Source organism: Streptomyces sp. NPDC058464 (genome assembly GCF_042721035.1).
Taxonomy (GTDB): Bacteria; Actinomycetota; Actinomycetes; order Streptomycetales; family Streptomycetaceae; genus Streptomyces.
The window spans coordinates 99,251-124,760 of record NZ_JBHXMA010000002.1 but is presented as its reverse complement, the minus strand read 5'-3'; the positions used below and the strand labels follow the sequence as shown (position 1 = coordinate 124,760).

At 72.9% G+C, this 25,510-nt stretch carries 19 protein-coding genes; 7 read left to right on the top strand and 12 right to left on the bottom strand.

The window, feature by feature from the left end; genetic code table 11:
* Positions 1-186 precede the first annotated feature (186 nt).
* The gene (locus tag ACFWPQ_RS03500) at positions 187-774 is read left to right on the top strand and encodes an RDD family protein (protein WP_384029504.1); all 588 of its coding nucleotides are present in this window, start codon (positions 187-189) and stop codon (positions 772-774) included.
* An 85-nt stretch (positions 775-859) separates the two neighbouring features.
* Here the strand turns inward: ACFWPQ_RS03500 and purH are convergent, their stop codons facing one another.
* Positions 860-2,443, bottom strand: coding sequence for a bifunctional phosphoribosylaminoimidazolecarboxamide formyltransferase/IMP cyclohydrolase (gene purH / locus ACFWPQ_RS03495; RefSeq protein WP_384029502.1), 1,584 nt, complete (start codon positions 2,441-2,443; stop codon positions 860-862).
* Positions 2,440-3,069, bottom strand: a complete 630-nt coding sequence (gene purN, locus ACFWPQ_RS03490) for a phosphoribosylglycinamide formyltransferase (RefSeq protein ID WP_384029500.1) — start codon at positions 3,067-3,069, stop codon at positions 2,440-2,442. Before purN ends, purH begins: the two co-directional genes overlap by 4 nt.
* 333 nt (positions 3,070-3,402) lie before the next feature.
* Between purN and ACFWPQ_RS03485 the strand changes: the two genes are divergently transcribed.
* Positions 3,403-4,158: a hypothetical protein gene (locus ACFWPQ_RS03485; protein ID WP_384029498.1), complete on the top strand. Its 756-nt coding sequence runs from the start codon at positions 3,403-3,405 to the stop codon at positions 4,156-4,158.
* 58 nt (positions 4,159-4,216) lie between these two features.
* Here the strand turns inward: ACFWPQ_RS03485 and ACFWPQ_RS03480 are convergent, their stop codons facing one another.
* Positions 4,217-5,935 (bottom strand): DUF6350 family protein, encoded by a 1,719-nt coding sequence (locus ACFWPQ_RS03480; protein ID WP_384029496.1) that lies wholly within the window; start codon positions 5,933-5,935, stop codon positions 4,217-4,219.
* A 96-nt stretch (positions 5,936-6,031) separates the two neighbouring features.
* On the opposite strand from ACFWPQ_RS03480, the gene ACFWPQ_RS03475 reads away from it, so the two are divergent.
* Entirely contained in the window at positions 6,032-6,874 is an 843-nt protein-coding gene (locus tag ACFWPQ_RS03475) for an RNA polymerase sigma factor (RefSeq protein ID WP_384029494.1), read from the top strand.
* Between the two features lie 161 nt (positions 6,875-7,035).
* On the opposite strand, the gene sucD is transcribed toward ACFWPQ_RS03475, so the two are convergent.
* From sucD to ACFWPQ_RS03440, 7 genes are all read right to left on the bottom strand, one after another.
* Complete coding sequence (sucD, locus tag ACFWPQ_RS03470) at positions 7,036-7,920, bottom strand: succinate--CoA ligase subunit alpha (RefSeq protein WP_089099337.1); 885 nt, start codon at positions 7,918-7,920, stop codon at positions 7,036-7,038.
* Between the two features lie 27 nt (positions 7,921-7,947).
* A complete protein-coding gene (gene sucC / locus ACFWPQ_RS03465) occupies positions 7,948-9,129 on the bottom strand; it encodes an ADP-forming succinate--CoA ligase subunit beta (RefSeq protein ID WP_384029492.1) in 1,182 nt (393 codons plus the stop codon).
* Positions 9,130-9,578: 449 nt separating this feature from the next.
* Positions 9,579-9,902 carry a hypothetical protein gene (locus tag ACFWPQ_RS03460; RefSeq protein WP_384029490.1) on the bottom strand — a complete coding sequence of 108 codons (324 nt, stop codon included), beginning with the start codon at positions 9,900-9,902 and terminating at the stop codon, positions 9,579-9,581.
* Between the two features lie 234 nt (positions 9,903-10,136).
* Positions 10,137-10,985 carry a hypothetical protein gene (locus tag ACFWPQ_RS03455; RefSeq protein ID WP_384029488.1) on the bottom strand — a complete coding sequence of 283 codons (849 nt, stop codon included), beginning with the start codon at positions 10,983-10,985 and terminating at the stop codon, positions 10,137-10,139.
* A gap of 236 nt (positions 10,986-11,221) precedes the next feature.
* Positions 11,222-12,433 carry a VWA domain-containing protein gene (locus ACFWPQ_RS03450; protein WP_384029486.1) on the bottom strand — a complete coding sequence of 404 codons (1,212 nt, stop codon included), beginning with the start codon at positions 12,431-12,433 and terminating at the stop codon, positions 11,222-11,224.
* Positions 12,430-14,961: a DUF5682 family protein gene (locus ACFWPQ_RS03445; protein WP_384029484.1), complete on the bottom strand. Its 2,532-nt coding sequence runs from the start codon at positions 14,959-14,961 to the stop codon at positions 12,430-12,432. Before ACFWPQ_RS03445 ends, ACFWPQ_RS03450 begins: the two co-directional genes overlap by 4 nt.
* Positions 14,958-16,076 carry an AAA family ATPase gene (locus ACFWPQ_RS03440; protein ID WP_384029482.1) on the bottom strand — a complete coding sequence of 373 codons (1,119 nt, stop codon included), beginning with the start codon at positions 16,074-16,076 and terminating at the stop codon, positions 14,958-14,960. The genes ACFWPQ_RS03445 and ACFWPQ_RS03440 overlap by 4 nt, the downstream gene beginning before the upstream one ends.
* 132 nt (positions 16,077-16,208) lie before the next feature.
* Between ACFWPQ_RS03440 and ACFWPQ_RS03435 the strand changes: the two genes are divergently transcribed.
* Together ACFWPQ_RS03435 and ACFWPQ_RS03430 are read left to right on the top strand one after the other, a co-directional pair.
* Positions 16,209-17,564 carry an SWIM zinc finger family protein gene (locus ACFWPQ_RS03435; RefSeq protein ID WP_384029480.1) on the top strand — a complete coding sequence of 452 codons (1,356 nt, stop codon included), beginning with the start codon at positions 16,209-16,211 and terminating at the stop codon, positions 17,562-17,564.
* A gap of 79 nt (positions 17,565-17,643) precedes the next feature.
* The gene (locus ACFWPQ_RS03430) at positions 17,644-19,236 is read left to right on the top strand and encodes a DUF5691 domain-containing protein (protein ID WP_384029478.1); all 1,593 of its coding nucleotides are present in this window, start codon (positions 17,644-17,646) and stop codon (positions 19,234-19,236) included.
* A 117-nt stretch (positions 19,237-19,353) separates the two neighbouring features.
* On the opposite strand, the gene ACFWPQ_RS03425 is transcribed toward ACFWPQ_RS03430, so the two are convergent.
* Positions 19,354-19,770, bottom strand: coding sequence for a cobalamin B12-binding domain-containing protein (locus ACFWPQ_RS03425; RefSeq protein ID WP_384029476.1), 417 nt, complete (start codon positions 19,768-19,770; stop codon positions 19,354-19,356).
* 329 nt (positions 19,771-20,099) lie between these two features.
* On the opposite strand from ACFWPQ_RS03425, the gene ACFWPQ_RS03420 reads away from it, so the two are divergent.
* Both ACFWPQ_RS03420 and ACFWPQ_RS03415 read left to right on the top strand, forming a co-directional pair.
* The gene (locus tag ACFWPQ_RS03420) at positions 20,100-20,981 is read left to right on the top strand and encodes an esterase/lipase family protein (protein WP_384029474.1); all 882 of its coding nucleotides are present in this window, start codon (positions 20,100-20,102) and stop codon (positions 20,979-20,981) included.
* Positions 20,982-21,257: 276 nt separating this feature from the next.
* Entirely contained in the window at positions 21,258-22,766 is a 1,509-nt protein-coding gene (locus tag ACFWPQ_RS03415) for a M23 family metallopeptidase (protein WP_384029472.1), read from the top strand.
* 67 nt (positions 22,767-22,833) lie between these two features.
* On the opposite strand, the gene pcrA is transcribed toward ACFWPQ_RS03415, so the two are convergent.
* Entirely contained in the window at positions 22,834-25,332 is a 2,499-nt protein-coding gene (pcrA, locus tag ACFWPQ_RS03410) for a DNA helicase PcrA (RefSeq protein ID WP_384029470.1), read from the bottom strand.
* Positions 25,333-25,510 lie beyond the last annotated feature (178 nt).

Here is a 25,510-nt window from a genome sequence, read left to right as displayed (position 1 = left end):
GTGCGGTCATGATCAATGATGTTGCACTTGCACAACACATCGCGAATCGGGGTGGACAACAACACGCCCGTACTAAACGATGAGCGGCGCAGTATCGCGGTCCGGTGGGGGGCAAACCGCTCAGATCATGACGTACCTCCGTCCTTGTCCGCGTCGTCCCCGCAGGATCAACGGAGGAAGACCGTCATGAGTTTCGGCTCGCCCAACAACCCCTATGGTCAGCCGCAGGACCCGCAGCAGGGCCAGCCCGGCTACGGCTACCCGCAGCAGCCCGGCTACCAGCAGGCCCCGCAGGGCGTGCCGCCGCAGGGCTACGGCTACCCCCAGCAGCCGGGCTACCCGCAGCAGGGCGGTTACGGCTACCCGCAGCAGGGGTACGGCGCGACTCCGCCGTACGCGAACTGGGGCCAGCGTTTCGGTGGCACCGTCGTCGACGGCCTGATCTTCCTGGTGCCGTACATCATCGTGATCGTCGGCCGGAACAACGGGGCGATCAGAGCGATCGGCCTCCTCGCCGTCCTCGGTGTCGCCATCTGGCAGCTGATCATGGAGGGCCGCACCGGCCAGACGGTCGGCAAGAAGGCGCTGGGCATCCGCCTGGTCAAGGAGGCCACCGGCCAGCCGATCGGCGTCGGCATGGCGTTCGTCCGCCGTATCGCGCACATCCTGGACAGCCTCGCCTGCTACCTGGGCTGGCTGTGGCCGGCGTGGGACTCCAAGCGCCAGACGTTCGCCGACAAGGTCTGCGGCACGATCGTGATCCGCAGCAACTGAGGCGTTCACCGGTAGGTACTCCAAGGGCCGTGTCCCCCGCGCAAGGGGACACGGCCCTGGTGTTTCCGCGCTGTCTGCCGGTGACTCAGTGGAAGAAGTGCCGCGTGCCGGTGAAGTACATCGTCACGCCCGCCTTCTTCGCGGCCTCCACGACGAGCTCGTCACGGACCGAACCGCCCGGCTGCGCCACGGCCTTGATGCCTGCCGCGGTGAGGATCTCCAGGCCGTCGGGGAACGGGAAGAAGGCGTCCGAGGCGGCGTAGGAGCCGCGTGCCCGCTCCTCGCCCGCCCGCTCGACGGCGAGCTTCGCGGAGTCGACGCGGTTGACCTGGCCCATGCCGACGCCGACCGAGGCGCCGTCCTTGGCCAGCAGGATGGCGTTGGACTTCACCGCACGGCAGGCCTTCCAGGCGAAGGCGAGTTCGGCCAGCTCCTCGGGGCTGAGCGCTTCGCCGGTCGCGAGGGTCCAGTTGGCCGGGTCGTCGCCGTCGGCCTGGAGCCGGTCGGTGACCTGGAGCAGCACGCCACCGTCGACGGGCTTGACCTCGACCGGGTTGGCGGGGGCGCCCGGCGCCTTCAGCACCCGGATGTTCTTCTTCTTGGCGAGGGCCTCCAGGGCCCCCTCCTCGTAGTCGGGCGCGACGATGACCTCGGTGAAGATCTCGGCGACCTGCTCCGCCATCTCCTTGCTCACCGGCCGGTTGACGGCGATGACCCCGCCGAACGCCGACAGCGGGTCGCAGGCGTGCGCCTTGCGGTGCGCCTCGGCGACGTCCGCGCCGACCGCGATGCCGCAGGGGTTGGCGTGCTTGATGATCGCGACGCACGGCTCGTCGTGGTCGTACGCGGCACGGCGCGCGGCGTCCGTGTCCGTGTAGTTGTTGTACGACATCTCCTTGCCGTGCAGCTGCTCGGCCTTGGCGAGGCCGCCGCCGGAGGCGTCGACGTAGAGGGCGGCCGGCTGGTGCGGGTTCTCGCCGTAGCGCAGGGTGTTCTCACGCTCCCAGGTGGCACCGAGGAAGTCGGGGAACGGCGAGTCGTCGACGGGCGCGTACTCGGAGGCGAACCAGCTCGCGACCGCCACGTCGTAGGACGCCGTGTGCTGGAAGGCCTCGGCGGCGAGCCGCTTGCGGGTGGCGAGGTCGAAGCCGCCGTCGGAGACCGCGGCGAGGACGTCGGCGTACCGGGCGGGGCTGGTGACGACGGCGACCGAGGGGTGGTTCTTGGCGGCGGCGCGGACCATGGAGGGGCCGCCGATGTCGATCTGCTCGACGCACTCGTCGGGCGTGGCACCGGAGGCGACGGTCTCTCGGAACGGGTAGAGGTTGACGACGACGAGGTCGAACGGCTCGACGCCGAGGTCCGCCAGCTGCTGCCGGTGGTCCTCCAGGCGCAGGTCGGCGAGGATGCCGGCGTGGACCTTGGGGTGCAGGGTCTTGACCCGGCCGTCCAGGCACTCCGGGAAGCCGGTGAGCTCCTCGACCTTGGTGACGGGGACGCCGGCGGCGGCGATGCGGGAGGCGGTGGAGCCGGTGGAGACGAGTGCGACACCGGCCTCGTGCAGTCCGCGGGCGAGCTCTTCGAGCCCGGTCTTGTCATAGACGCTGACGAGCGCGCGACGGATGGCCCGCTTGCCGCTCTCGGCCGTGACAGTGCTCTCGGCGGTCACTGGATAACTACCTTTCGTCCCTCAATGCGATAGCCGTTGCGGGCGATCCGCCCCACGACCTCGACGAGCAGCCTTCGCTCGACGTCCTTGATGCGCTCGTGCAGAGCGCTCTCGTCGTCCTCGTCCCGGACCTCCACCACGCCCTGAGCGATGATCGGCCCGGTGTCGACGCCGTCGTCGACGAAGTGGACGGTGCAGCCGGTGACCCTGGCGCCGTACGCGAGCGCGTCCCGTACGCCGTGGGCCCCGGGGAAACTGGGCAGCAGGGCGGGGTGCGTGTTGACGGTCCGCCCCCCGAACCGCGCCAGGAACTCCTTGCCGACGATCTTCATGAACCCGGCGGAGACGACCAGGTCGGGCTCGTGGGCGGCCACGGCGTCGGCCAGCGCCCGGTCCCACTCCTCGCGGCTCCCGAAGTCCTTCACCCTGGTCACGAAGGTCGGGATCCCGGCCCGCTCGGCACGCGCGAGCCCCTCGATGCCGGCACGGTCGGCGCCCACGGCGACGACCTCGGCGCCGTATGCCTCGACGCCGTTCTCCGCGATCGCGTCGAGGAGCGCCTGCAGGTTGGTGCCGGATCCGGAGACCAGCACGACGAGGCGCTTGGCCACGGGCTTGGCGGCCACGGTGGGGGCCCTTTCTCGGGGGAGCGTCGGTACGGCGGCCGGACTCGTACCCGCTTTGTACATTCGTACGAGTGCATCGCGCCCCGGGATACGGGGAAGTCTACGAAGCGGCCGACCGTCAGCAACGATACCGGCACACCGGGCGGCCCCCACGGGACGGGGGCGTGGCCGGAAGGTAGCGTCTGGGAGGTACCGAGGCGGGAACGCGTCCGGGATACGGCGCGTTCACCGGGTAGGCAGTCGTTTCGGTTGCTCTGCCGATCACCCGCAGCCAGCCGTCGTATCCATCAACTCCGTTCTGTTCATCTTGATCTAGGGGAAGACGCTCACTTGATGCCGGACCGCAGCCTGGGACTTCGCATGCTCCCCCCGCAGTCGGTACAGGGAGGGACGCGTTCCGCCGTGCTGCTGCGGGAGCGGCCGGCCTCGCCGCCGGACGCGCCCTCCGACCGGCCGAAGGGCGACCAGCAGGACGACAACCCCTTCGCCCCACCGCCCGAGGGCACGCCGGACACGCCCTGGCGGCCGCGCCGCCCGGCCGGTGACGACGATCAGGGTTCGGGGGCGCCCTGGGGCAGCCAGTGGAGCGACCGCCAGCCCGGCCGGCAGCCCGGCGGGTTCGGCGAGCGTCCCGACGGCGGCCCGGGCGGCGGCGGTCAGGGCGGTCCCGGTCCCGGCGGTCCTGGCGGCCCCGGAATGCGGTGGGACCCGACGGACCCGGCCCAGCGGCGGGCACGGTACGCCCTGCTGTGCGGCATGTGGGCCTTCCTCTTCGCGCTCTTCAGCTGGCCGTACGTGGCGCTGCTGCTCGGTGCCCTGGCGGTCTACTGGGGCATCAGCGCGCTCCGCGCCAAGCCCCGCACCCCCGACGAGGCCACCACCGGCCGCCCCCAGACGACGGCGGCGATCAGCGGTCTGGTCACGGCGTCCCTGGCGCTGGCCCTGGTGGCGGCGAACTTCACGGCCCAGATGGTCTACCGCGACTACTACACCTGTGTCTCGGACGCCCTCACCAACGAGGCCAAGCAGTCCTGCGACCACCTGCTGCCGCAGGAGCTGCGGAACGTGCTGGGCACCGGGAACAGCTGACGGGAGGAGACGGCAGGGTACGGAAGGTGACGGGCGGAGACCGGAGGGGACCGGGGAGTCAGGGGGCGTCGGTGTCCCCGGCGGCCGGTTCGGACAGCTTCCGCGGCGCCGTCCAGCGGGCCCTGCGGGCCGCCTCGTCCTGCCAGAGTCCGGGCAGCGGGTCTCCGGGCAGCACCTCGCGCGGCTCGGCCGGCAGTGCCTCGTACCGCTCGGACGCGTCGCCGTCGCCCTGATCGGGCCACAGCCCGACCACCACGACCTGGGCCGGGGGCGACCCTGAGGCCGGGGCCGGGGCCGGGGGCGTCGGGGCCCTGTGCGACAGCGTTCGGCGACCCTGCTTCCTCCGCTTCGGCTTCGGCCTCTGATCCGGCCTCTGCTTGTGCTTGCGCTTGTGGTTGTCCGCCGTGTGCCCCTCCCCCGGCTTCCTCGGCGCGAACCCCAGCCATGCGGCGAGCGAGGCGGCGCCCTCCCTCCGCCACGCCTGCAGCCCCAGGGCGCCCGGTACGCCCACCGCGAGGAGCCAGCCGCCGGCCGCCATGCCCGTCTGCCACCAGACCGGGCCGAAGCGGGTGAGTGCGGCGACGCCCAGCGGACCGCCGGCCAGCTCGGCCAGCGCCGCGAGCAGCAGCGCGCACAGCAGCGCCGCCAGTGCCGCCACCCCGGCCGTGCGCCCGGCCGGCCAGCGCCGCTTGGCCGCCCGCGCCGCCACGAACCACGCCACCGTCACCCCGGCCGTCACCGGCACCGCCCCGGCCAGCCAGTTCACGGGAGTTCCGGGACCGTGCTGCGGCACCGCCGCCAGCAGCGGGAAGGGCGGGAGCTGCGGTGCCGGATCGGAGGCCAGGGGGTTCACGAGATGCCCGGCGCCGAGTGCGAAGCCGGGGCCCGCGGCGTACGACGCCGACCACACCGCCGCGTTCGGGATCAGCGCGACGCAGAGGAACAGGACCGCGCACCGGCCCGACCAGCCCTCCGTCAGCTGCAGGAACGACGACCGCGCCGCGTCGCCGTGCCCCACCAGTGACGCCGCGAGCAGCAGCGTCCCGCCCCCGAAGAACACGACCGTCCCGGCCAGGGACGCGCGGACCGCCGTACCCCACCGCACCCGCGCGTCCCGCCCGAGCAGCAGCCGGCGTGCCGACCCGGGCAGCACCAGCACCAGGCTCAGCAGCGGTTCACGCGGACGGCCGTACGCCGTCCACACCCCGGCGCCCGCCGCGACCGCCGCGAGCAGCGGCAGACACACCGCCACCCACGGCCACTGGGGGCGCAGTTCGCCGCCGGACGCGTAGAGCGCGGCACACCCGCCGACGCCGAGGTAGCCGACGACGACCCCGGTCCACGCGGTACGGGCACGGACCGGCGGCGGTGCGCCGGCGCCGTCGCCGTGCGGCGCGTCGACCGCGTCCCGTGTACCCCGGTACACCAGCAGCGCCGGCAGCGCGGGCAGCAGCAACGGCGTCACCCCGACGGGTGCCGGTACCGCGGACAGTGTGTCGGTGCGGACCAGTTCGACGCCGTGGGCGAGCAGCCACAGCGCCGCCGCGACGTGCACCGCACCGCCCGGACCACTGTCGGGGTACGGCGAGCTGACCCAGAGCGCGATCACCAGCACGGCGAACGCGGCCAGGCCGAGCCCGGCCGCGAGCGCGCCGGCCGCCAGGCTCGCGGCCAGTCCTGGGGAGCGGTCGCGCACCCGGCCGAGCAGAGGCGACAACGACGGTCGGCGGGACGGCAACGACGGTCGGCGGGCGGTCATCCGAATCACGACCGCCATGCTCCCAACGACACGCGCTTTCCCGTCGTAACCGGTGAACAGCCGAAGTGTCGCTCAATATATGTTTATGTGCTTTTTCGAAGGGAGGTGCGCCCGATGACACAGAGCCCCGCCCGTACCGACGAGGCCGGACCGTCCCCGGCTCTGACGCCCGCTCAGGCCTTCGACGCGCTCTACGCGTTCTGCGCCCCGGCTCTGGTACGGCAGACCTACCTGCTCACCGGCCGCCGGGAGCTTGCGCAGGAGGCGGTCGAGCGGGCCTTCCAACTCGCCTGGCAGAACTGGCCGCAGGTGGCTCGCGACCGGGACCCGGCCGGCTGGGTGCGGGCGGTGGCGCACGAGTGCGCGCTCTCCCCCTGGCACCGCTTCCGCCTGCGCCACCGCCACCCCGAGCCCCCGCCGGCCGACGCGGCCGACCGCGCGCTGCTGGACGCGCTGCTGAAACTGCCCACGACGTACCGCCGCACGCTCCTGCTGTACGACGGCATCGGGCTCGACCTGCCGGAGACCGCGGCGGAGACGGAGGCGAGCACGCCGGCGGCGGCCAGCCGGCTGACCCGCGCGCGGCGGCTGGTCGCCGGCCGGGTGCCGGAACTCGCCGACCCCGCCGCACTGCACCGCCGGCTCGCCGAACTGGCCTCGACGGAGCGGCTGCGGGCGGCCCAGCCGCCCACCGTGCGGACGTACGCCGAACGGCAGACCCGTTTCTGGACCCGGTCGGCGATCGCCTTCACGGCGACGATCATCGCGGCGACGACCCTCACGCTGCGGACGGCGCCGACACACTACGAGGCGCCGATCGGCCCGGCCCAGGCGATCAGCGGGGTCCCGGCGGAGGTGGGGATGGGGCCGTTGTCCGCCGGGGAGCGGGCGCTGCAGGCGAAGCTGCGGAAGTCTGCCGCCAACGGTCCGGAGAGGTTGGCACCGGTGGCGAGATAGCGGTCGTTCGGCCGCGGGCCGGTGGGGGCCGGTCGCGCCCACGCGGCGGCAGCCGCACATCGACACAGCCCCGCGCCCCTGAAAAACACAGCAGGCGAAACGCCGGTAGGCCCGCCCCCACCCCGGGGAACGGGCCTACCGACGTACCTCTATGGCGTTGTTCAGCCGGCGAGGATCTCGCGCGCCAGCTTCGCCGTCTCGGTCGGGGTCTTGCCGACCTTGACGCCCGCGGCCTCCAGGGCCTCCTTCTTCGCCTGGGCGGTGCCCGACGAACCGGAGACGATGGCGCCGGCGTGACCCATGGTCTTGCCCTCGGGCGCGGTGAAGCCCGCGACGTAGCCGACGACCGGCTTGGTCACGTTCTTCGCGATGAAGTCCGCGGCCCGCTCCTCGGCGTCGCCGCCGATCTCACCGATCATCACGATCAGGTCGGTGTCGGGGTCGGCCTCGAACGCGGCGAGCGCGTCGATGTGCGTGGTGCCGATGATCGGGTCGCCACCGATGCCGACGGCGGTCGAGAAGCCGATGTCACGGAGCTCGTACATCATCTGGTACGTCAGCGTGCCGGACTTCGAGACCAGGCCGATACGGCCCGGCTTGGTGATGTCGCCCGGGATGATGCCGACGTTGGACTGGCCGACGGTGATGATGCCGGGGCAGTTCGGGCCGATGATCCGGGTCTTGTTGCCCTTCTTGCCGGCGTACGCCCAGAACGACGCCGAGTCGTGCACGGCGATGCCCTCGGTGATCACGACGGCCAGCGGGATCTCGGCGTCGATGGCCTCGACGACCGCGTCCTTGGTGAACTTCTCCGGCACGAAGATGACGGAGACGTTGGCGCCGGTGGCCTCGATGGCCTCCTTGACGGTGCCGAAGACGGGTACCTCGGTACCGTCGAAGTCGACCTTCTGTCCCGCCTTGCGCGGGTTCACGCCGCCCACGACGTTGGTGCCGTCGGCCAGCATGAGCTTGGTGTGCTTCATGCCCGTGGCGCCGGTCATGCCCTGGACGATGACCTTGCTGTCCTTGTTGAGCCAGATAGCCATGGTGTGTTGTGTCCTCGTCCTGAGTGCTTACTTGGCGGCGTTTGCCAGCTCGGCGGCCTTGTCGGCGGCGCCGTCCATGGTGTCGACGCGCTGCACCAGCGGGTGGTTGGCGTCGGTGAGGATCTTGCGGCCCAGCTCGGCGTTGTTGCCGTCGAGGCGGACGACGAGCGGCTTGGAGACGTCCTCGCCGCGGTCCTCCAGGAGCTTCAGGGCCTGCACGATGCCGTTGGCGACCTCGTCGCAGGCGGTGATGCCACCGAAGACGTTGACGAAGACCGACTTGACGTCGGGGTCGCCGAGGATGATCTCCAGGCCGTTGGCCATGACCTGGGCGGAGGCGCCGCCGCCGATGTCGAGGAAGTTGGCGGGCTTGACGCCACCGTGGTTCTCACCGGCGTACGCGACGACGTCCAGGGTGCTCATGACGAGACCCGCGCCGTTGCCGATGATGCCGACCTCGCCGTCGAGCTTGACGTAGTTGAGGTTCTTCTCCTTGGCGGCGGCCTCCAGCGGGTTGGCCGCGGCCTTGTCGTGGAGCTCGGCCCAGTCCGCGTGGCGGAACTCGGCGTTGTCGTCCAGCGACACCTTGCCGTCGAGGGCGATGACGTCGCCGGAGGCGACCTTCGCGAGCGGGTTGACCTCGACGAGGAGGGCGTCCTCCTTGATGAAGGTGTCCCACAGCGTGACCAGGACGTCGGCGACCTTGTCGGCGACCTCGGCCGGGAACTTCGCCGCGGCGACGATCTCCTTGGCCTTGGCCAGGTCCACTCCGTCGATCGCGTCGATCGGCGTCTTGGCGACGGCCTCGGGGCGGGTGGCCGCCACCTCCTCGATCTCCATGCCGCCCTCGACGGAGGCGATGGAGAGGAAGGTGCGGTTCGCACGGTCGAGGAGGAAGGAGACGTAGTACTCCTCGAGGATCTCCGGGGCCGTCTCGGCGATCATCACCTTGTGGACCGTGTGGCCCTTGATGTCCATGCCGAGGATGTCCGTCGCCCGGGCGACGGCCTCGTCCGCGGAGGCGGCCAGCTTGACGCCACCGGCCTTGCCGCGGCCACCGACCTTCACCTGCGCCTTGACGACGGACTTGCCGCCCAGACGCTCGGTGATCGCGCGCGCCGCCTCAGGCGTGTCGATGACTTCACCGGCCAGCACCGGTACATCGTGCTTGGCGAAGAGGTCCCTCGCCTGGTACTCGAACAGGTCCACGCGCTTCCGTCCCTATCAGTGATCTCGCGGTTCGTTGGATGCGTGGGCGTGCCGCGAAGGGCAACGTGACGTCCGCATGGGTCACAGGGGAAGCGCACACGGTGTCCGAGCGCGCGGCATGTCCGTCTCGCAGGTTATCGCCGCTCGCTGAGGGTCTCTAAATCGGGAGTCACACCTGAGCGGTGATACCTGTCACATGATGCCGGGTAGCCCTGGTTTTCGTGGCACGGCGTGCCGTCTTGCGTGCGATGTGCGAGGCCTCACCGGGCTGGGGTTGGCCCGGTGAGGCCTCAGGCCCCGAGGACCTCCGGTTCTCGGGGCCGGGCGGCCGCCCCCGCCCCAGGGGGGAGGGCCGACCCGAACCGTGGGACTCCGGCCGGACGGACCGACGGCATTCGGCCGCCCGCACCGGGCCACCCACGGAGTCACAGAAGGCCGGTCACTCGGGCCTACGCCCTGCGGTCGGCCTCCGGGGCCACGGGGGTGACCGCCGAGGGGAAGGGGAGATGGCCGGGAGCGGTGTCCGTGAGCATGGTCGCCGCGCGGTTCTGGAGGGCCTGGGCCTGAGCTCGGGCGGTGGCCTGCGCCCTGGCCGTGGCGGTCGCGGCGCGGGCCGCGCGGGCGCCCTGGATGGCCTGGGCGCCGCGTATCCGGGCCGCCCGGCCCGGCGCGGCGGGCGGCTCCTCCGGGCCGGCCGCTGCGGGCCGGCCGAACGCCCACGCCCAGCTCCCGCCGGCGGCTGTGACCATGGAACGGCCGATGTATTCGTTCATATGTACGTCAGTCCTTCGGGGCTCCGGCGCGTTCGCCACGCGCATACGGAGCCGGGAGAGCTTCCGGTGAGGCCGGAAGCGCGGCTGGGGACATCGCCGTCCGGAGCGCTCGGCAGGGGAAACCGAGACGTGCTCACGGAGTCCGGAAGGGGGATCCGAAAGGGTCCGGACGGGCGGGCAGACCTGTTCCGCCCCCGCGCGACAGGTCTGTGGCGGGGAAGGTGGTCGCCGGTCCTAGCCGGGGAAGACGGGGATGTCCCGGTATCTGTCCGGGGTCCCGGCCGCGTCGAGACGCGCGGCGGCACCGGGCACGAGCCCGAGCGGCGCCCGGCCGGCGAAGGTCACGGCGTGCGCGTCACCGTGTCGGGAGGGGCTGCCGTCGACCGCCGACTTGCCCAGCGCACCGTCCGGGTCTCCGGTGGGCGCGGGGTGGGTGGGAGCGCCGACGGCGCGGGCGACACGGTGGGTCCCGGTGTGTGTCGCCCTGTCGGGCGCGAAGGCCACGGCGGTGATCCGCGGCCCGTACGACAGCGCGGTGGTCGCCGCCGCTTCCTTTTCGGTACGGGACTTGTCGTGCCCGGTGTGGTGCGTGACCGCCGTCCGCGACTGCGCGGGGCCCGGCACCGGCGTCACCGGGGCGGGTGCCGGCGACGAATCGACCGGTGGCTCGGAGACGACCGGAAGCTCCGGCACCTGCACCACGGGCAGCTCCGTCACCTGCCGCACCGTCTCGGTGAGTGTCTCGGTGAGGGTCTCGGTGAGGGTCTCGGTCAGGGCCGAGGTGACGGGAGAGTTCACGGTCGCGGCCACCGTGCCGGTCACGGACCGGACGACCTCGTGGACGCCGTCCACCGCCGACGCCACCGGCGCCGCCGTCACCGCCTCGACGACCGCGAGCTTCCGCGCCCCCGGCGGCGCCTGCTGGGGCACGACCGACGCCGACGACGTCAATGGCGGAGTCGCGGGCGCTCCCTCGGCCGCCTGCGCCTGCTGCCCGCAGAGGAAGCCGAGCGCGAGGAGTCCGCCGACCAGCAGCGCCAGTTGCAGCGCACGTCGTCCCGGCGTCGTGCGCAACACGCGCACGGCGGCACCGGACACAACGGCTGGCGAGGTCAAGACGGGGAGGATCCTCCCGTGCGGCGGAACAGAGCAGAGGGGCCCGACGGCGTGAAGGCCGGTGAAAGACCCGTGGAGACTTCGATCCTTGCACGGGACTCCCGAGGTAGCGCAAGCCCCCCGTTACCGATGGGTAGTCATGTCCGTTTTGACGGCGGGTGCCGGACATCGCCGAGTCGACAAGTCACCCTCCGGGCGCGGCATCACACGGTGTCCGGCACCGGAATCGGCCGCTTCTCGATCGCGGCCGCCATCACCTCGGGGAAGAGGTCGGGCGTGCACGCGAACGCCGGTGCCCCGAGCGCCGCGAGCGCGGCAGCGTGCTCCCGGTCGTACGCCGGCGCCCCCTCGTCCGACAGCGCCAGCAGCGCCACGAACTGCACCCCCGACGCCTTCATGGCCGCGACCCGCTTCAGCATCTCGTTCCGTATCCCGCCCTCGTAGAGGTCGCTGATGAGGACGACGACGGTCTCCGCCGGCCGGGTGATCTGCGACTGGCAGTACGCCAGTGCCCGGTTGATGTCCGTGCCGCCGCCGAGCTGGGTGCCGAACAGGACGTCCACCGGGTCGTCCAGCTGGTCGGTGAGGTCGACCACCGCGGTGTCGAAGACGACGAGCCGGGTGTCGATCGACCGCATGGACGCCAGCACCGCCCCGAACACCGAGGCGTACACCACCGACGCGGCCATCGACCCGGACTGGTCGATGCAGAGCACCACCTCCTTCTTCACCGACTGCGAGGCCCGCCCGTACCCGATCAGCCGCTCCGGCACGATGGTCCGGTACTCCGGCAGGTAGTGCTTGAGGTTGGCCGCGATGGTGCGGTTCCAGTCGATGTCGTGGTGGCGCGGCCGGTTGATGCGAGCGCTGCGGTCGAGGGCCCCGGTGAGGGTGGCCCGGGTACGGGTGGCCAGCCGCTTCTCCAGGTCCTCGACGACCTTGCGCACCACCGCCCGTGCCGTCTCCTTCGTGGTCTCCGGCATCGCCTTGTTCAGCGAGAGCAGCGTGCCGACCAGGTGCACGTCCGCCTCCACCGCCTCCAGCATCTCCGGTTCGAGCAGCAGCGAGGCCAGCCCGAGCCGGTCGATGGCGTCCCGCTGCATGACCTGGACGACGGAGGACGGGAAGTACGTCCGGATGTCCCCGAGCCAGCGCGCCACCGACGGCGCCGACGCCCCGAGCCCCGCCGAACGCTCCCGCCCCGACTGGGCCCTGTCCCCCTTCCCGTACAGCGCGGCCAGCGTCCCGTCCATCGCCGCGTCCCGCCCCGACAGCGCACACCCGGTGCCGTCGGCGGCCTCGCCCCCGAGCACCAGCCGCCACCGCCGCAGCCGCTCCCGGCCCGGATCGCCGAGTCCGGCACCGGCGTCCGTCACATCCGACACATCCGATACATCCGTCACGTCCGTGGTCATCTCCCCGCCCCCACAAGGTCGTTGTCCGGCTCCGCTGCGTCTTCCCCTTCGTCGAGGCCGAGCAGCAGGCGCAGCACCGGCAGTACGGCGTCGGCGCGCCCGGCGTCCGCCTCGGCACCGAAGCCCGGTGCCCCCTCGGTCCGTCCCGCTCCCTCCTGCAGCCGCTCCCCCGGCCCGCGGCGCACCAGCTCGCCGATCGTCCGGCGCACCCCGGGCTCGTACACCGAGAACGTCCGCCGCAGCAGCGGCAGCACGTCCGTGAACGCCTCCGCCGGTACCCCGGTCAGCCAGGAGTCGACGAGGCCGAGCAGCCGTTCGTCGTGCACCAGCAGCATCCCGCCCCCGCCGCTGCCGCCCACGAACCCCTCGATCCAGGCGGCCCCGTCCGCCGGCGGGGTCCCCGGCGAGAGCACCAGCCCCATCAGCCGCGCCGCCTCCTCCGGCCCCAGCTCCCCCTCGTCCAGCAGGATCCGCACGGCCCGTCCGCGCAGCACCCCGGGCACGCGCTCCCGCCCGGACAGCGTGCGCAGCACGGCCCGCCAGCGGCCCCGCAGGTCCCGCCCGCCGGAATCGGCCCCCGCCTCCGCCCCGGCCCCCGTTCCTGGCTCGCCGAGCAGACCCACCGCCGTGTGCACCGCGTCCACATGGCCGCGCATCTCCTCCGCCGCGTCCGCGTCGAGGGCGGCGCAGGCGGGTGGGAGCCCGACGAAGACCCGCTCGGCGAGGCCGGCGGCGACCTCGGCGAGCGCGTGGATGTCGGTGCCCCGGACGTCGCCGTAGCGCAGGGAGCGGACCAGGGCCGGGAGGGCCTGGGCGAGGTGGCCGACGTCCGTGTCCAGGGCGGCCCGGTCGGCGAGCGCCCGCATCACCACCGGCAGCGCGTCCGGCAGTCCGGCGAGCAGGCAGTGCTCGGCGAGCCCGGTGACCTCGGCGAGGGCGCTCGCCCGCACCGCGTCGGCCTCGGCCCTGGCGGTCGCGGCCCCCTCGACGGTCGTCCCCCATACCCCGGCCTCGGCCACCCGCACCGACAGCTCCGGCTCCCAGCGCAGCCGCCACGTCTCCCGGAACGTCCCCGTACCGGCCCGGGACTGCGCGGGCTCGCCCCACTCGACGCCGAGCAGCCGCAGCCGGTGCAGCAGCCTGCTGCGCCCGGCGTCGGTGTCCTTGCGCAGGTCGAGCTCCAGCTCCCGCTCCAGCGCCTCCGGCTTGAGCCTGAGCCTGCGCTGCTCCCGGACCAGGTCCCGCTGCAACGGCACCGCGGGCGCCGCCTCCGGCACCTCCCCCAGCACGTCCCCGACCACCAGCCGGTCGCGCACCAGGGCCAGCGGGACGTCCGAGCCCTCGCACAGCACCGCCCGCACCGCGTCGGTGGTCTCGCCGAGGCCGGGCAGCGGGCGGCCGCGCATCACGGCCAGCGTCTCGGCCAGCCGTACGGCTTCGATGACATGGGCCGAGGAGACGATCCGGTCCTCCTCACGGAGCAGCCCGGCCACCTTGGTGAGCCACCGCTCCACCGGCCGGTCCGGAGCGCGGAACAGATGTCCGTACCACCCCGGCGAGTCGATGCCCGCGCCGTAACCGCTCGCCCGGGCCAGCCGACGGTTCGTCCACGGCACCCAGGTCAGGTCCGCCTTGACCTTGGGCAGTCCCTTCAGCAGCTCCCGGTCGGCGGCGACGGTGCTCTTCGCGCGCAGCGCCGGCACGTGCCACGCCCCGCACACCACCGCGACCCGCTCCCCGAACTCCCGTTGCGCGGCACGCAGCCGGAGCCGCATGTGGGCCTCCCGCACGGGATCCCGGTCGCGGCCGCCGGCCCCGTACGTCTCCCGCAGCGCCCCCATCGCCTCCGCCACCGCGGCGAACGGCGCGAACACGTCCCGCTCCCCGGCCCCGTCCCGGTGCTCGACGACGTCCTCCCACCACCGCTCGGGATCGTCGTAACCGGCGGCCTCGGCCAGCGCCGCGAGAGGGTCGACGCGCAGCTGCCGACCGGCGCCGGACTCGTCGGCCGCAGCTGGCTGCCGCTGCCGCCCGGCGCCGGACTCGTCGGCCGGGTCGGGCTGCTGCCGTTCGGCGGCGGGCTCGTGGGCCCCATCGGGTTGCTGCCGCCCGGCGCCGGACTCGTCGGCCTCGGTGCCGGGGACCGCGACCGCTTCTTCGTCCTCCCCTTTCCCCCAGGCCAGCGTGTGCGTGGCCGGCAGGTCGATGAAGCGGGCCGGGACCTCGTGCTCCAGGGCCCAGCGGAGGGCCACCCATTCGGGGCTGAAGTCGGCCAGCGGCCAGAACGCGGAGCGGCCGGGCTCGTCCACGGCGTGCGCGAGGAGCGCGACCGGTGGCCGCATCTCCGGGTCGGCGGCCAGCGGGATCAGCGCGTCGGCCTCGGGCGGCCCCTCGATCAGCACGGCCCGCGGCCGGGCGGCGTCCAGCGCGGCCCGCACCGCCCGCGCGGAGCCGGGCCCGTGGTGCCGCACCCCCAGCAGCAGCGGCCCGGGACCGGGCGACCGCCGCCACTCCGTGTCGTCGCTCATGCGCTCACCTCGCGGCAGGCGCGGTAGAAGTCCTTCCAGCCGTCCCGCTCGCGGACGACCGTCTCCAGGTACTCCTGCCAGATGACCCGGTCGGCGGCCGGGTCGCGGACGACGGCCCCGAGGATGCCGGCCGCGACGTCCCCGGCCCGCAGCACGCCGTCCCCGAAGTGGGCCGCCAGGGCGAGGCCGTTGGTCACGACGGAGATCGCCTCGGCCGTGGAGAGCGTGCCGCTCGGCGACTTGAGCTTGGTGCGGCCGTCGGCGGTGACGCCGTCGCGCAGCTCGCGGAAGACGGTGACGACCCGGCGGATCTCCTCGATGCCGTCGGGCGCGGCCGGCAGGTCCAGGGAGCGGCCCATCTGGTCGACGCGGCGGGCGACGATGTCGACCTCGGCGTCGGGGCTCTCCGGCAGGGGCAGCACCACGGTGTTGAAGCGGCGGCGCAGGGCGCTGGAGAGCTCGTTGACGCCCCGGTCGCGGTCGTTGGCGGTGGCGATCAGGTTGAACCCGCGGACCGCCTGCACCTCCTGGCCCAGCTCGGGAATGGGCAGGGTCTTCTCGGACAGGATCGTGATCAGCGTGTCCTGCACGTCGGCGGGGATCCGGGTCAGCTCCTCGACTCTCGCCGTCATCCCCTCCGCCATGGCCCGCATCACCGGGCTCGGCACCAGGGCGTCCCGGCTCGGGCCGTGGGCCAGCAGCTGCGCGTAGTTCCAGCCGTAGCGGATGGCCTCCTCCGGGGTGCCGGCCGTGCCCTGCACCAGCAGGGTCGAGTCGCCGCTGACGGCGGCCGCCAGGTGCTCGGAGACCCAGGTCTTGGCGGTGCCGGGCACGCCGAGCAGGAGCAGGGCGCGGTCGGTGGCGAGGGTGGTGACGGCGACCTCGACGATGCGGCGCGGTCCGACGTACTTCGGCGTGATCACCGTGCCGTCCGGCAGCGTGCCGCCGAGCAGATAGGTGGCGACCGCCCACGGCGACATCCTCCAGCGGGCCGGGCGCGGCCGGTCGTCCTGCGCGGCCAGCGCCGCGAGTTCGGCCGCGAAGGCGTGCTCGGCGTGCGGTCGCAGCGCACCCTCGGTGGTCGTCGGGTCGGTCGGTTCCACGGACACAGTCATGGCTGAGGCCCCCTCCAGCTCGGCCGGTTCGGATCTGGTGTCCACCGTGCACCACGCCACTGACAATCGCTCTGACCTGCACAAACATGCTCGCCGGGGCGATTGTCAGTGGCGGGATCTACCTTCGATGACATGACTCAGCAGGGGGTGCGCTGGAGTGCGGACCAGGTGCTGGCCTTGGCGCCTGACGCCGCGTCGCGCAAAGCGGGAAGCAGACTCGGGGCGGCCGGGCCGTGGTCCGGGACCGGGAGTTGCGAGGAGGGGACGGTATGGGGACTGTGCAAGGGCAGCGGCAGCAAGCCGTACCAGACGATCGTGGACATCGCCGACCCGGCGGGTCCCGCCTACAAGTGCAGTTGCCCGAGCCGGAAGTTCCCCTGCAAGCACGCCCTCGGACTGCTCCTGCTCTGGGCGGGCGAGGACGACTCGGTGCCGGTGGTGCCGCAGCCCCCGGACTGGGCCGAGCAGTGGATCGCGGGCAGACGCAAGCGCGCGGAGGACAAACGGTCGGCGGACGGCGGGAGTTCCCCGGCCGCCGCTGATCCGGAGGCGGCCCGGCGCCGGGCGGAGAAGCGGGCCGAGCGGGTCACGGCGGGCGCCACGGAGCTGGAGCAGCGCCTGTCCGACCTGCTGCGCGGCGGCCTGGCCGCGGCCGAGCAGGCGGGGTACGGGCTGTGGGAGGAGACGGCGGCCCGCATGGTCGACGCCCAGGCCCCCGGACTGGCCGCGCGGGTGCGGGAGTTGGGTGCGATACCCGGCTCCGGTCCGGGCTGGCCGGTGCGGCTCCTCGAGGAGTGCGCGCTGCTGCACCTCCTCGACCAGGGCTGGCTGCGCCGGGACCGGCTGCCGGCGGGCCTCGCGGCCACGGTCCGCTCCCGTGTCGGCCTGCCCGCCGCGGCGGACGGCCCGCCGGTGCGCGACCGCTGGCTGGTCCTCGCCCAGTACGACGCGGCGGACGCGAAGCTGACGACCCGCCGGATCTGGCTGCACGGCGCCGACTCGGGCCGTACGGCACTGCTCCTCTCCTACGGCGCGGCCGGCCGCGCCCCCGAGCTGGCGCTGCCGGTCGGCCTCGCCCTGGAGGCGGAGCTGTCCGCCTATCCGGGCGCGGGCCAGTACCGGGCGGCGCTGGGTGAGCGGTTCGCCGCGCCCGCGCCTCTGCCGGTACGGCCGCCGGGCCTGCCGACGGCACAGGCGGCGGCCCGGTACGGGGAGGCGCTGCGCGACGACCCGTGGCTGGAGTCGGTGCCGGTGACGCTGGCCCGGGTCGTGCCGGTCCCGGACGGCGACTCCTGGCAACTGGCGGACGCGGAGGGCGAGTCCGCGCTGCCGCTCGCTCCCGCCGCCCGTTCCGGGCCCGGGCTGTGGCGGCTGGTCGCGCTCTCGGGGGGCGCCCCGGTCACGGTCTTCGGCGAGTGCGGCCACCGCGGCTTCACCCCGCTGACGGCCTGGCCGGAGACAGCGGGCGAGGCGGTCCCGCTGTGCTGACCCGACCGGCACACTTCCCGCCCCGGCACCACCGCCCCGCACCCCAGCCGACTCGCAGAACTCGCGGAAAGGGAACCCCGTGACCGCTTGGGAGGATCTCGTCACCACGGCGCTGCTGGGCACGGACCGGCGGCCGCCCGCGACCGGCGGGCCGGGCCGCGAGGCTCCGGTGGCCCTGCTGGACGAGGCAGCCGTGGCCACCGTACGACGGCGGGCCGGGCTGCGTCCGGCACCGGCCGCGCCCCGCCCCGAACCGGCCGCCGAGGACCTGCGCCCCGCGCTGCCGGCCGCCGCGGCCCGTCGGCTGGCGATGCTGCTCTCCGACCGTCCCGGCATCGCGGCCGGCAGCCGCCGGGGCACCTCGCCCGACCTGATGGAGCTGCTGCCGCAGTGGCTCGCGGCGGCCAACGCACGCGGGTTCGCCGCACCCCCGCAGACACTGCCCGCACTGCTGGACGCGGCCAGGGGCCGTACCGACCTGCGGCCCGCCGCGCTGGCCTTCGCCGGACCGCGCGCCCTGTGGCTGGCCCGGCTCAACCAGGACTGGCGGTTCGCCCTGCGTGCGGCCCCGGGCGGCGGCGCGGCCCTGCCCGGCCCCGAGGACACCGAGGCGATACGGCAGCTGTGGCAGGAGGGGCTGTTCGCCGAGCGGGTCGCGCTGCTGGCCGTGCTGCGGGCCCGGGCCCCCGAGGCGGCGCTCGAGCTGCTGGCCGGGACCTGGGCGACGGAGCGGGCCGAGGACCGGCTGATGTTCCTCGACTCGCTGCGCACGGGACTGGCCGCCGGGGACGAGCCGTTCCTGGAGCAGGCGCTGTCGGACCGGAGCCGCAACGTGCGGACCACGGCGGCGGAGCTGCTGTCCGCGCTGCCCGGCTCGGCGCTCGCCGGGCGGATGGCGGTGCGGGCCGGGTCGTGCGTGGCCGTCGACCACACCGGGAACGGCCCGGTGATCGCGGTGGAGGCACCGCCGGAGTGCGACCCGGGGATGGAGCGCGACGGAGTGGTCGCCAAACCGCCGACCGGGCGCGGCGAACGGTCCTGGTGGCTGGGGCAGTTGGTGGAGGCGACCCCGCTCTCCACCTGGCCGGCGCGGCTCGGTGGCCGTACGCCCGGGGAGATCGTGGCGCTGCCGGTCGCGGACGGCTGGCAGGGCGAGCTGCACGCGGCCTGGTGCCGGGCCGCCGTACGGCAGCGGGACGCCGAGTGGTCGAGAGCGCTGCTTGGGGTTCCGGCGGCACCGGAGGCGGGCGGTCCGGGGGCGGTGTCCCTCGCCGAGCGGGCCAAGTTGCTGGGCACGCTGGAGGGCGCGGAGCGGGCCGGCTGGGTGGCCGGCTTCATCGCGGCGCACGGCCTGTCGGAGGCGTTCCAACTGCTCGGCGTGTGCGCCGTACCGTGGTCGGCGCCGCTCGGCCGGTCCGTGGTGGACGCCCTCAACATCGCACGGGACGCGGGGAGTTACCCCTGGAGTTTCAGCGGGGTGATGGGCCTGGCCGAACGCTGCCTGGACCCCGCGGAAGCCGGCCGCCTGGACGCGCTCCTGGCCGTACCGGACGAGCGGGAGGACGCGTCACCGGGCGCCGGCGGCTACTGGGCGGAGGCGTTCCAACGCCTGGTGACGACACTGAGACTCCGGTCGGCCATGCTCACGGAACTGAACCCGCCGCACCATTGAACGGCCGCTCACCGGAACGCGCCCGTAGGGGCGCGGGGAACTGCGCGACCAGCCACGACGGCGCCGCAGCCGACACACGGCCACGCCCCCCTCAAGTCGGCCCCCCGCACCCGCGGACTAGGCCTCGGTCGGCTGCCTGACGTTCTCCCGCACCCACTCCACGATCGACGCCATCGTCGCCCCCGGCGTGAAGATCGCGGCCACGCCCTTCTCCTTGAGGGGGGCGATGTCGTCCTCGGGGATGATGCCGCCGCCGAAGACGAGGATGTCCTCGGCGTCGCGCTGCCTGAGGAGGTCGATGACCGCGGCGAACAGGGTGTTGTGGGCGCCGGAGAGGATGGAGAGGCCGATGGCGTCGGCGTCCTCCTGGATGGCCGTGTCGACGATCTGCTCCGGCGTCTGGTGGAGGCCGGTGTAGATGACCTCCATGCCCGCGTCGCGCAGCGCCCGCGCGATGACCTTGGCTCCGCGGTCGTGGCCGTCGAGCCCCGGTTTGGCCACCACCACACGGATCGGGCCGGCTGCCACACCCATCACTGCCTCCATGACCATGAAACGAACACGCCAACATCCATCCGCACCGAGAAGTACCGCACATTCGGCGCGTTCCGCCACCCGTCTCAAGTGAACGAACGTTATCTCCAGCATCCCGCAACCGGCAGTTTCGCGGAGGTTACAGAGGGGGAAATCACACACAGCGGGACACGTCAGGGAGCCGCAGCGTGGTCCGCGGGGACGGTACGGACATGCGACGTGGCAAGTCGTCGTACACGGCCGACCACCCCCGCAGCCTCCGCCCGGCCTCCCCATGAGGGCACACGGGGGACGGAGCTGTCCTCGGCGTGCCGACAGGAGGTCGGCCGATGAAGGTCACCGAGGTACTGGACCCTTTTCTCCCGTTCTGCCGCCGCCTCCTCCCCGACAGTCTCGCCGGCCTGTCGCTGGCTCTCCTGAAGTCGACCGCCCTGGAGGCCGCGATCCTGGCCGGGCATCTCCTGCTGTACCCGACGGGCCTCACCCCTGAGCGCCGCCCGCCCGTACCGTCCGTACCGCACGTACCGTCCGCGCCGTCCGTGGAACCCGACGGCACGGTCCGGCTGCCGGTCCGGCCGGCCCCGCCGGTCGTGCTGCTGCACGGCTTCATCGACAACCGCTCGGTCTTCGTCCTGCTGCGCCGCGCCCTCGCCCAGCACGGCGGGCAGCGCGTCGAGTCGCTCAACTACTCGCCGCTGACCTGCGACATCCGCACCGCCGCCGAGCTGCTCGGCCGGCATATAGAGGAGATCTGCGAGCGCACCGGCAGCGGCCGGGTCGACATCGTCGGGCACAGCCTCGGCGGGCTGATCGCGCGCTACTACGCCCAGCGCCTCGGCGGCGACCTGCGCGTCCGCACCCTGGTGACGCTCGGCACCCCGCACTCCGGCACCCGGGTGGCGCCGCTCGCGGACGCGCACCCGATCGTGCGGCAGATGCGCCCCGGTTCGTCGGTGATCGAGGAGCTGACCAGGCCCGCACCCGGCTGCCGCACCCGGTTCGTGAGCTTCTGGAGCGACCTCGACTCGGTGATGGAGCCGGTGGAGACGGCCCGCATCGACCATCCGGACCTCATGGCGACGAACGTGCGGGTGACCGGGATCGGTCACCTCGCCCTGCCCGTCCACCCGGCGATCGCGTCCGGTATACGGCAGGCCCTCGACGAAACACCCGCGGAGGAGCGGATCGCGGGCGGTCTGACGGTGGCCTGAGGGCGGACCGGGCGAGCGAGGACCGGGCGAGCGAGGACCGCCCGGCGGTGCTCGGCGGAGCTCGGCGCGGCCCGACGGAGCCCGTTTGGACGCACCCCGCACTCGAACGCTCATCGAACAAAAGGCCAAACCCGCGCCCGTCGTCCCCCGAAACACGGCCGAATGCCCGTTTCCCGAAACAGCGAAACCTGTTGAAGATTGTCGCGCCCGTATACCGCCGGGTACAGTCGCCGCACTGCTCTGGCAGCCCCTGTTGTCGAGGCGAAAGAGAAGTTGGTGAACGACCGTCACCCGTCGGGGACCATGACCACCCCGGCCCCGGCTTCCGACGCCGATCCGGCGCACTACGCGCCCTACGGCACCCAGGAAGCCCAGTACGGCGACTTCACCACGTACGGCGACCACACCGCCACCGGCGCCGCGTTCCACAGCGACCCGCTCTTCGGCAGCTTCCCGAGCCAGGGCCAGGGCCATGCCACCGGCGCGTACGACGCCACGCAGTGGCAGACGGCCGGCGGCCAGACACTGAACTACGACCCGTACGCGGCCCAGCACCACGCGGCCTACGACTCCGGCGCCTACGACAGCACCGCGTGGACCGTCCCGGCGCCGGCGCAGGAGACGGTCGCCGACACCAGCGGCCACTGGGACGCGAACGCCTGGCTCCAGCCCGAGCAGTCGGCCGTGGCCGGGGCGACCCAGCAGTGGGAGTGGGGCACCCAGGCCTTCGACACCGGTGTGTACGACGCCACGCAGTGGAACTCCGACGGTACCCCGGCACAGACCGCCGAGCCCGGGTACGAGCACGAACCGCAGGCCGCCGCCTCCTTCGACGAGTCGGCGACCCAGATGTTCGATCAGCTCCCCTACGAGGAGCGCGGGGAGTTCGAGGAGCTCGGAGAATTCGGGGAGTTCGGGGAGTCCACGGAGAACCTCCCGGACGACGGCGAGCTGACCGCGACCGGCGAACTGCCCGAAGTAACGCCACTGCTGGACGACCAGGAAGAGGTCACCCCGGTCACTCCGCCGGCGACGACCCGCGCGGGGTCGCGTTCCCGCCGCCGTACGCCTCCCAAGCGGTCCGCGCTGCTGACCGTCGCCGTGCCCTCCGTGTGCGTGATGGGGGTCGCCGGGATCGCGGCCGCCTCCGTCAACAGCCTGACCGGCGACGGCAAGGACACCACGGCCTCCGCCTCCGACGCGCAGTCGGTGAAACCGTCCGCCGCCAACAGCAAGCTGGACGCCCAGCTGCGGACGCTCTCGGCGGGTGCCGACGACTTCGCCGACCGGGCCAGCCGGACGCAGGAACGCATCGACCTCAAGGCCCAGCAGGAGTCCGAGAAGAAGAAGGCGGCGGCGGAGGCGGCCCGCAAGGAGCGGCTGCGCCCGAAGTACGTGCTGCCGGTCACGCAGAAGGGCCTCAGCGCCTACTTCGGCCAGGCCGGCGTGAACTGGATGTCCGTCCACACCGGCATCGACTTCCCCGTCTCCTACGGCACGACGGTGATGGCCGCCACCGACGGCGTCGTCTCCACCAAGTGGAACAGCGCCTACGGCAACATGATGATCGTGACGGCGAAGGACGGCACGGAGACGTGGTACTGCCACCTCTCCTCGTACCGCGTCGCCGCCGGTACGACCGTGAAGGCCGGCGATCCGATCGCGTACTCCGGGAACTCCGGCAACTCGACCGGCCCGCACCTGCACTTCGAGGTCAGGCCGGCCGGAGGCGCCGCCATAGACCCGCTGCCGTGGCTGCGCAGCCACGGCCTCGACCCGACCTGACCCCGCCAATATCGGCGATACCGGCGATACCGGTGGGTCCCGCGGCAGCGGGACCGGGCCCCATGTCCTACAGCTTCTCCACCGGCGCGTACCGCAGCAGCAGCCGCTTCGGCTTGGCCTCGCCGAAGTCGATCGTCGCCTCCGCGTTGCCGCCCGTGCCCTTCACCGCGACGACCGTGCCGAGGCCGAACTGGTCGTGGGTGACGCGGTCGCCGACGGCCAGCGAGACCACCGGCTTCTCCGAGGTCCGCCGGGTGGCGAAGCCGGACGCGCCCGAGGCCGAGGAGCGCGAGCGGGTCGAGGAGAGCGAGGCCGCCACGCCCGCCGCGGGCCCGGCGGAGACCGGCGCCGTCGCCCCGGTCCGCTTCCACTCCAGATACGCGCCCGGGATCTCCTCCAGGAAGCGCGAGGGCGGGTTGTACGACGGCTGGCCCCAGGCGCTGCGCATCGACGACCGGGTGAGGTACAGCCGCTCGCGCGCACGCGTGATGCCGACGTACGCGAGCCGCCGCTCCTCCTCCAGTTCCTTGGTCTGGCCGAGGGCGCGCATGTGCGGGAAGACGCCGTCCTCCATGCCGGTCAGGAACACCACCGGAAACTCGAGGCCCTTGGCGGTGTGCAGGGTCATCAGGGTGATGACGCCGTCGCCGTTCTCGTCCTCGTCGGGGATCTGGTCGGAGTCGGCGACCAGGGCCACCCGCTCCAGGAAGTCGGCGAGCCCGGCCGGCTGCTCGCCCTCGCCGGAATCCTGCTCGAACTCCAGGGCCACGGAGGCGAGTTCCTGGAGGTTCTCGATGCGGGTCTCGTCCTGCGGGTCCGTCGAGTTCTGCAACTCGGCCAGGTATCCGGTGCGTTCGTAGATCGCCTCCAGGACGGTGGCGGGTCCGGCGCCGGACTCCACGACCGTACGGAGGTCCTCCATCAGCGTGTTGAACCGCTTGACCGCGTTCGTCGACCGGGCGGCCATGCCGTACGCCTCGTCGACGCGCTTGAGTGCCTGCGGGAAGCTGATCTTCTCGCGCTGGGCGAGGGCGTCGATCATCGCCTCCGCGCGGTCGCCGATACCGCGCTTGGGGACGTTGAGGATGCGCCGGAGCGGGACGGAGTCCTCCGGGTTGGCCAGCACCCGCAGGTAGGCCAGGACGTCCCGGACCTCCTTGCGCTCGTAGAAGCGGACGCCGCCGACGACCTTGTAGGGCAGGCCGACGCGGATGAAGATCTCCTCGAAGACACGGGACTGGGCGTTGGTGCGGTAGAAGACGGCGACATCGCCGGCCTTCGCCTCGCCCGCGTCGGTCAGACGGTCTATCTCCTCCGCGACGAACTGGGCCTCGTCGTGCTCGGTGTCGGCGACGTAGCCGGTGATCTGCGCGCCCGCGCCCGCGTTGGTCCACAGGTTCTTCGGACGGCGGGACTCGTTGCGCTCGATGACCGCGTTGGCGGCGCTCAGGATCGTCTGCGTGGAGCGGTAGTTCTGTTCCAGGAGGATCGTCGTCGCGTTCGGGTAGTCCTCCTCGAACTGGAGGATGTTGCGGATCGTCGCGCCCCGGAAGGCGTAGATCGACTGGTCGGCGTCACCGACGACGCAGAGTTCGGCGGGGGGCAGGTCGTGCTCGCCGGGCGGGGTGTCGGCGTCATCGGCTCGCGTGCCGGTGCCGGTGCCGACGAGCTCGCGCACGAGGGCGTACTGGGCGTGGTTGGTGTCCTGGTACTCGTCGACCAGGACGTGCCGGAAGCGGCGGCGGTAGTGCTCGGCGACGTCCGGGAAGGCGCGCAGCAGGTTGACCGTCGTCATGATCAGGTCGTCGAAGTCGAGGGCGTTCGCCTCGCGCAGCCGCGACTGGTACATGGCGTAGGCCTGGGCGAGGGTCTTCTCGAAGCCGTCGGTGGCCTGGGCGGCGAAGTCCTCCTCGTCGATCAGCTCGTTCTTCAGGTTGCTGATCTTGGCGCTGAAGGACTTGGGCGGGTAGCGCTTGGGGTCCAGGTCCAGGTCGCGGCAGACCAGGGCCATCAGGCGCTTGGAGTCGGCCGCGTCGTAGATCGAGAAGGAGGAGGTGAAGCCGAGCTTCTTGCTCTCCCTCCGGAGGATCCGGACACAGGCGCTGTGGAAGGTCATCACCCACATCGCGTTGGCGCGCGGGCCGACGAGGTGCTCGACCCGCTCCTTCATCTCGCCCGCGGCCTTGTTGGTGAAGGTGATCGCGAGGATCTGGCCCGGGTGCACCTGGCGCGCGCCGAGCAGGTGGGCGATGCGGTGGGTGAGTACCCGGGTCTTGCCGGAACCGGCGCCGGCCACGATGAGCAGCGGCGAGCCGGCGTGCACGACGGCCGCCCGCTGGTTCTCGTTCAGCCCGTCCAGGAGCGCGGCCGGGTCCAGGGCCGGGCGGGCGGCGCCGTCGCGGTAGTAGGCGTCCCGGTCCGGGGGCACGTCGAACTTCCCGCCGAACAGATCGTCCGGAATCGACTCCGGAGCGTGCTCGTCCTCGGGCGGCGGCGGAGGTTCCTCGTCATGGCCGCGGGGGGCCTGGAGGCTCGCCAGGAAGCTGTCGTCAAAGAGGCTGCTCATCGCTCTCCGAGTCTAGGGCGCCCCACCGACAACCGGCCGCCGCCCCGAAAACTCACCCGGGTGACCGAACAGATCCGCTCCGTCACGGCAGGCCGACGCACACCACGGAGTCGCGGGTACCGACGGCGAACCACCGCCCCCCTCCCGGACAAGTCACCCATACCATCCCAGACGGCCT

Bases quoted from the DNA above. Each gene is read 5' to 3' on its own strand.
- ACFWPQ_RS03445 (WP_384029484.1), bottom strand. From the start codon at position 14,961: ATGAGCGACGACACGGAGTGGCGGCGGTCGCCCGGTCCCGGGCCGCTG.
- ACFWPQ_RS03450 (WP_384029486.1), bottom strand. From the start codon at position 12,433: ATGACCACGGACGTGACGGATGTATCGGATGTGTCGGATGTGACGGAC.
- ACFWPQ_RS03500 (WP_384029504.1), top strand. From the start codon at position 187: ATGAGTTTCGGCTCGCCCAACAACCCCTATGGTCAGCCGCAGGACCCG.
- ACFWPQ_RS03485 (WP_384029498.1), top strand. From the start codon at position 3,403: ATGCCGGACCGCAGCCTGGGACTTCGCATGCTCCCCCCGCAGTCGGTA.
- ACFWPQ_RS03460 (WP_384029490.1), bottom strand. From the start codon at position 9,902: ATGAACGAATACATCGGCCGTTCCATGGTCACAGCCGCCGGCGGGAGC.
- ACFWPQ_RS03425 (WP_384029476.1), bottom strand. From the start codon at position 19,770: ATGGGTGTGGCAGCCGGCCCGATCCGTGTGGTGGTGGCCAAACCGGGG.
- ACFWPQ_RS03440 (WP_384029482.1), bottom strand. From the start codon at position 16,076: ATGACTGTGTCCGTGGAACCGACCGACCCGACGACCACCGAGGGTGCG.
- ACFWPQ_RS03420 (WP_384029474.1), top strand. From the start codon at position 20,100: ATGAAGGTCACCGAGGTACTGGACCCTTTTCTCCCGTTCTGCCGCCGC.
- sucD (WP_089099337.1), bottom strand. From the start codon at position 7,920: ATGGCTATCTGGCTCAACAAGGACAGCAAGGTCATCGTCCAGGGCATG.
- ACFWPQ_RS03435 (WP_384029480.1), top strand. From the start codon at position 16,209: ATGACTCAGCAGGGGGTGCGCTGGAGTGCGGACCAGGTGCTGGCCTTG.
- ACFWPQ_RS03475 (WP_384029494.1), top strand. From the start codon at position 6,032: ATGACACAGAGCCCCGCCCGTACCGACGAGGCCGGACCGTCCCCGGCT.
- pcrA (WP_384029470.1), bottom strand. From the start codon at position 25,332: ATGAGCAGCCTCTTTGACGACAGCTTCCTGGCGAGCCTCCAGGCCCCC.
- ACFWPQ_RS03480 (WP_384029496.1), bottom strand. From the start codon at position 5,935: ATGGCGGTCGTGATTCGGATGACCGCCCGCCGACCGTCGTTGCCGTCC.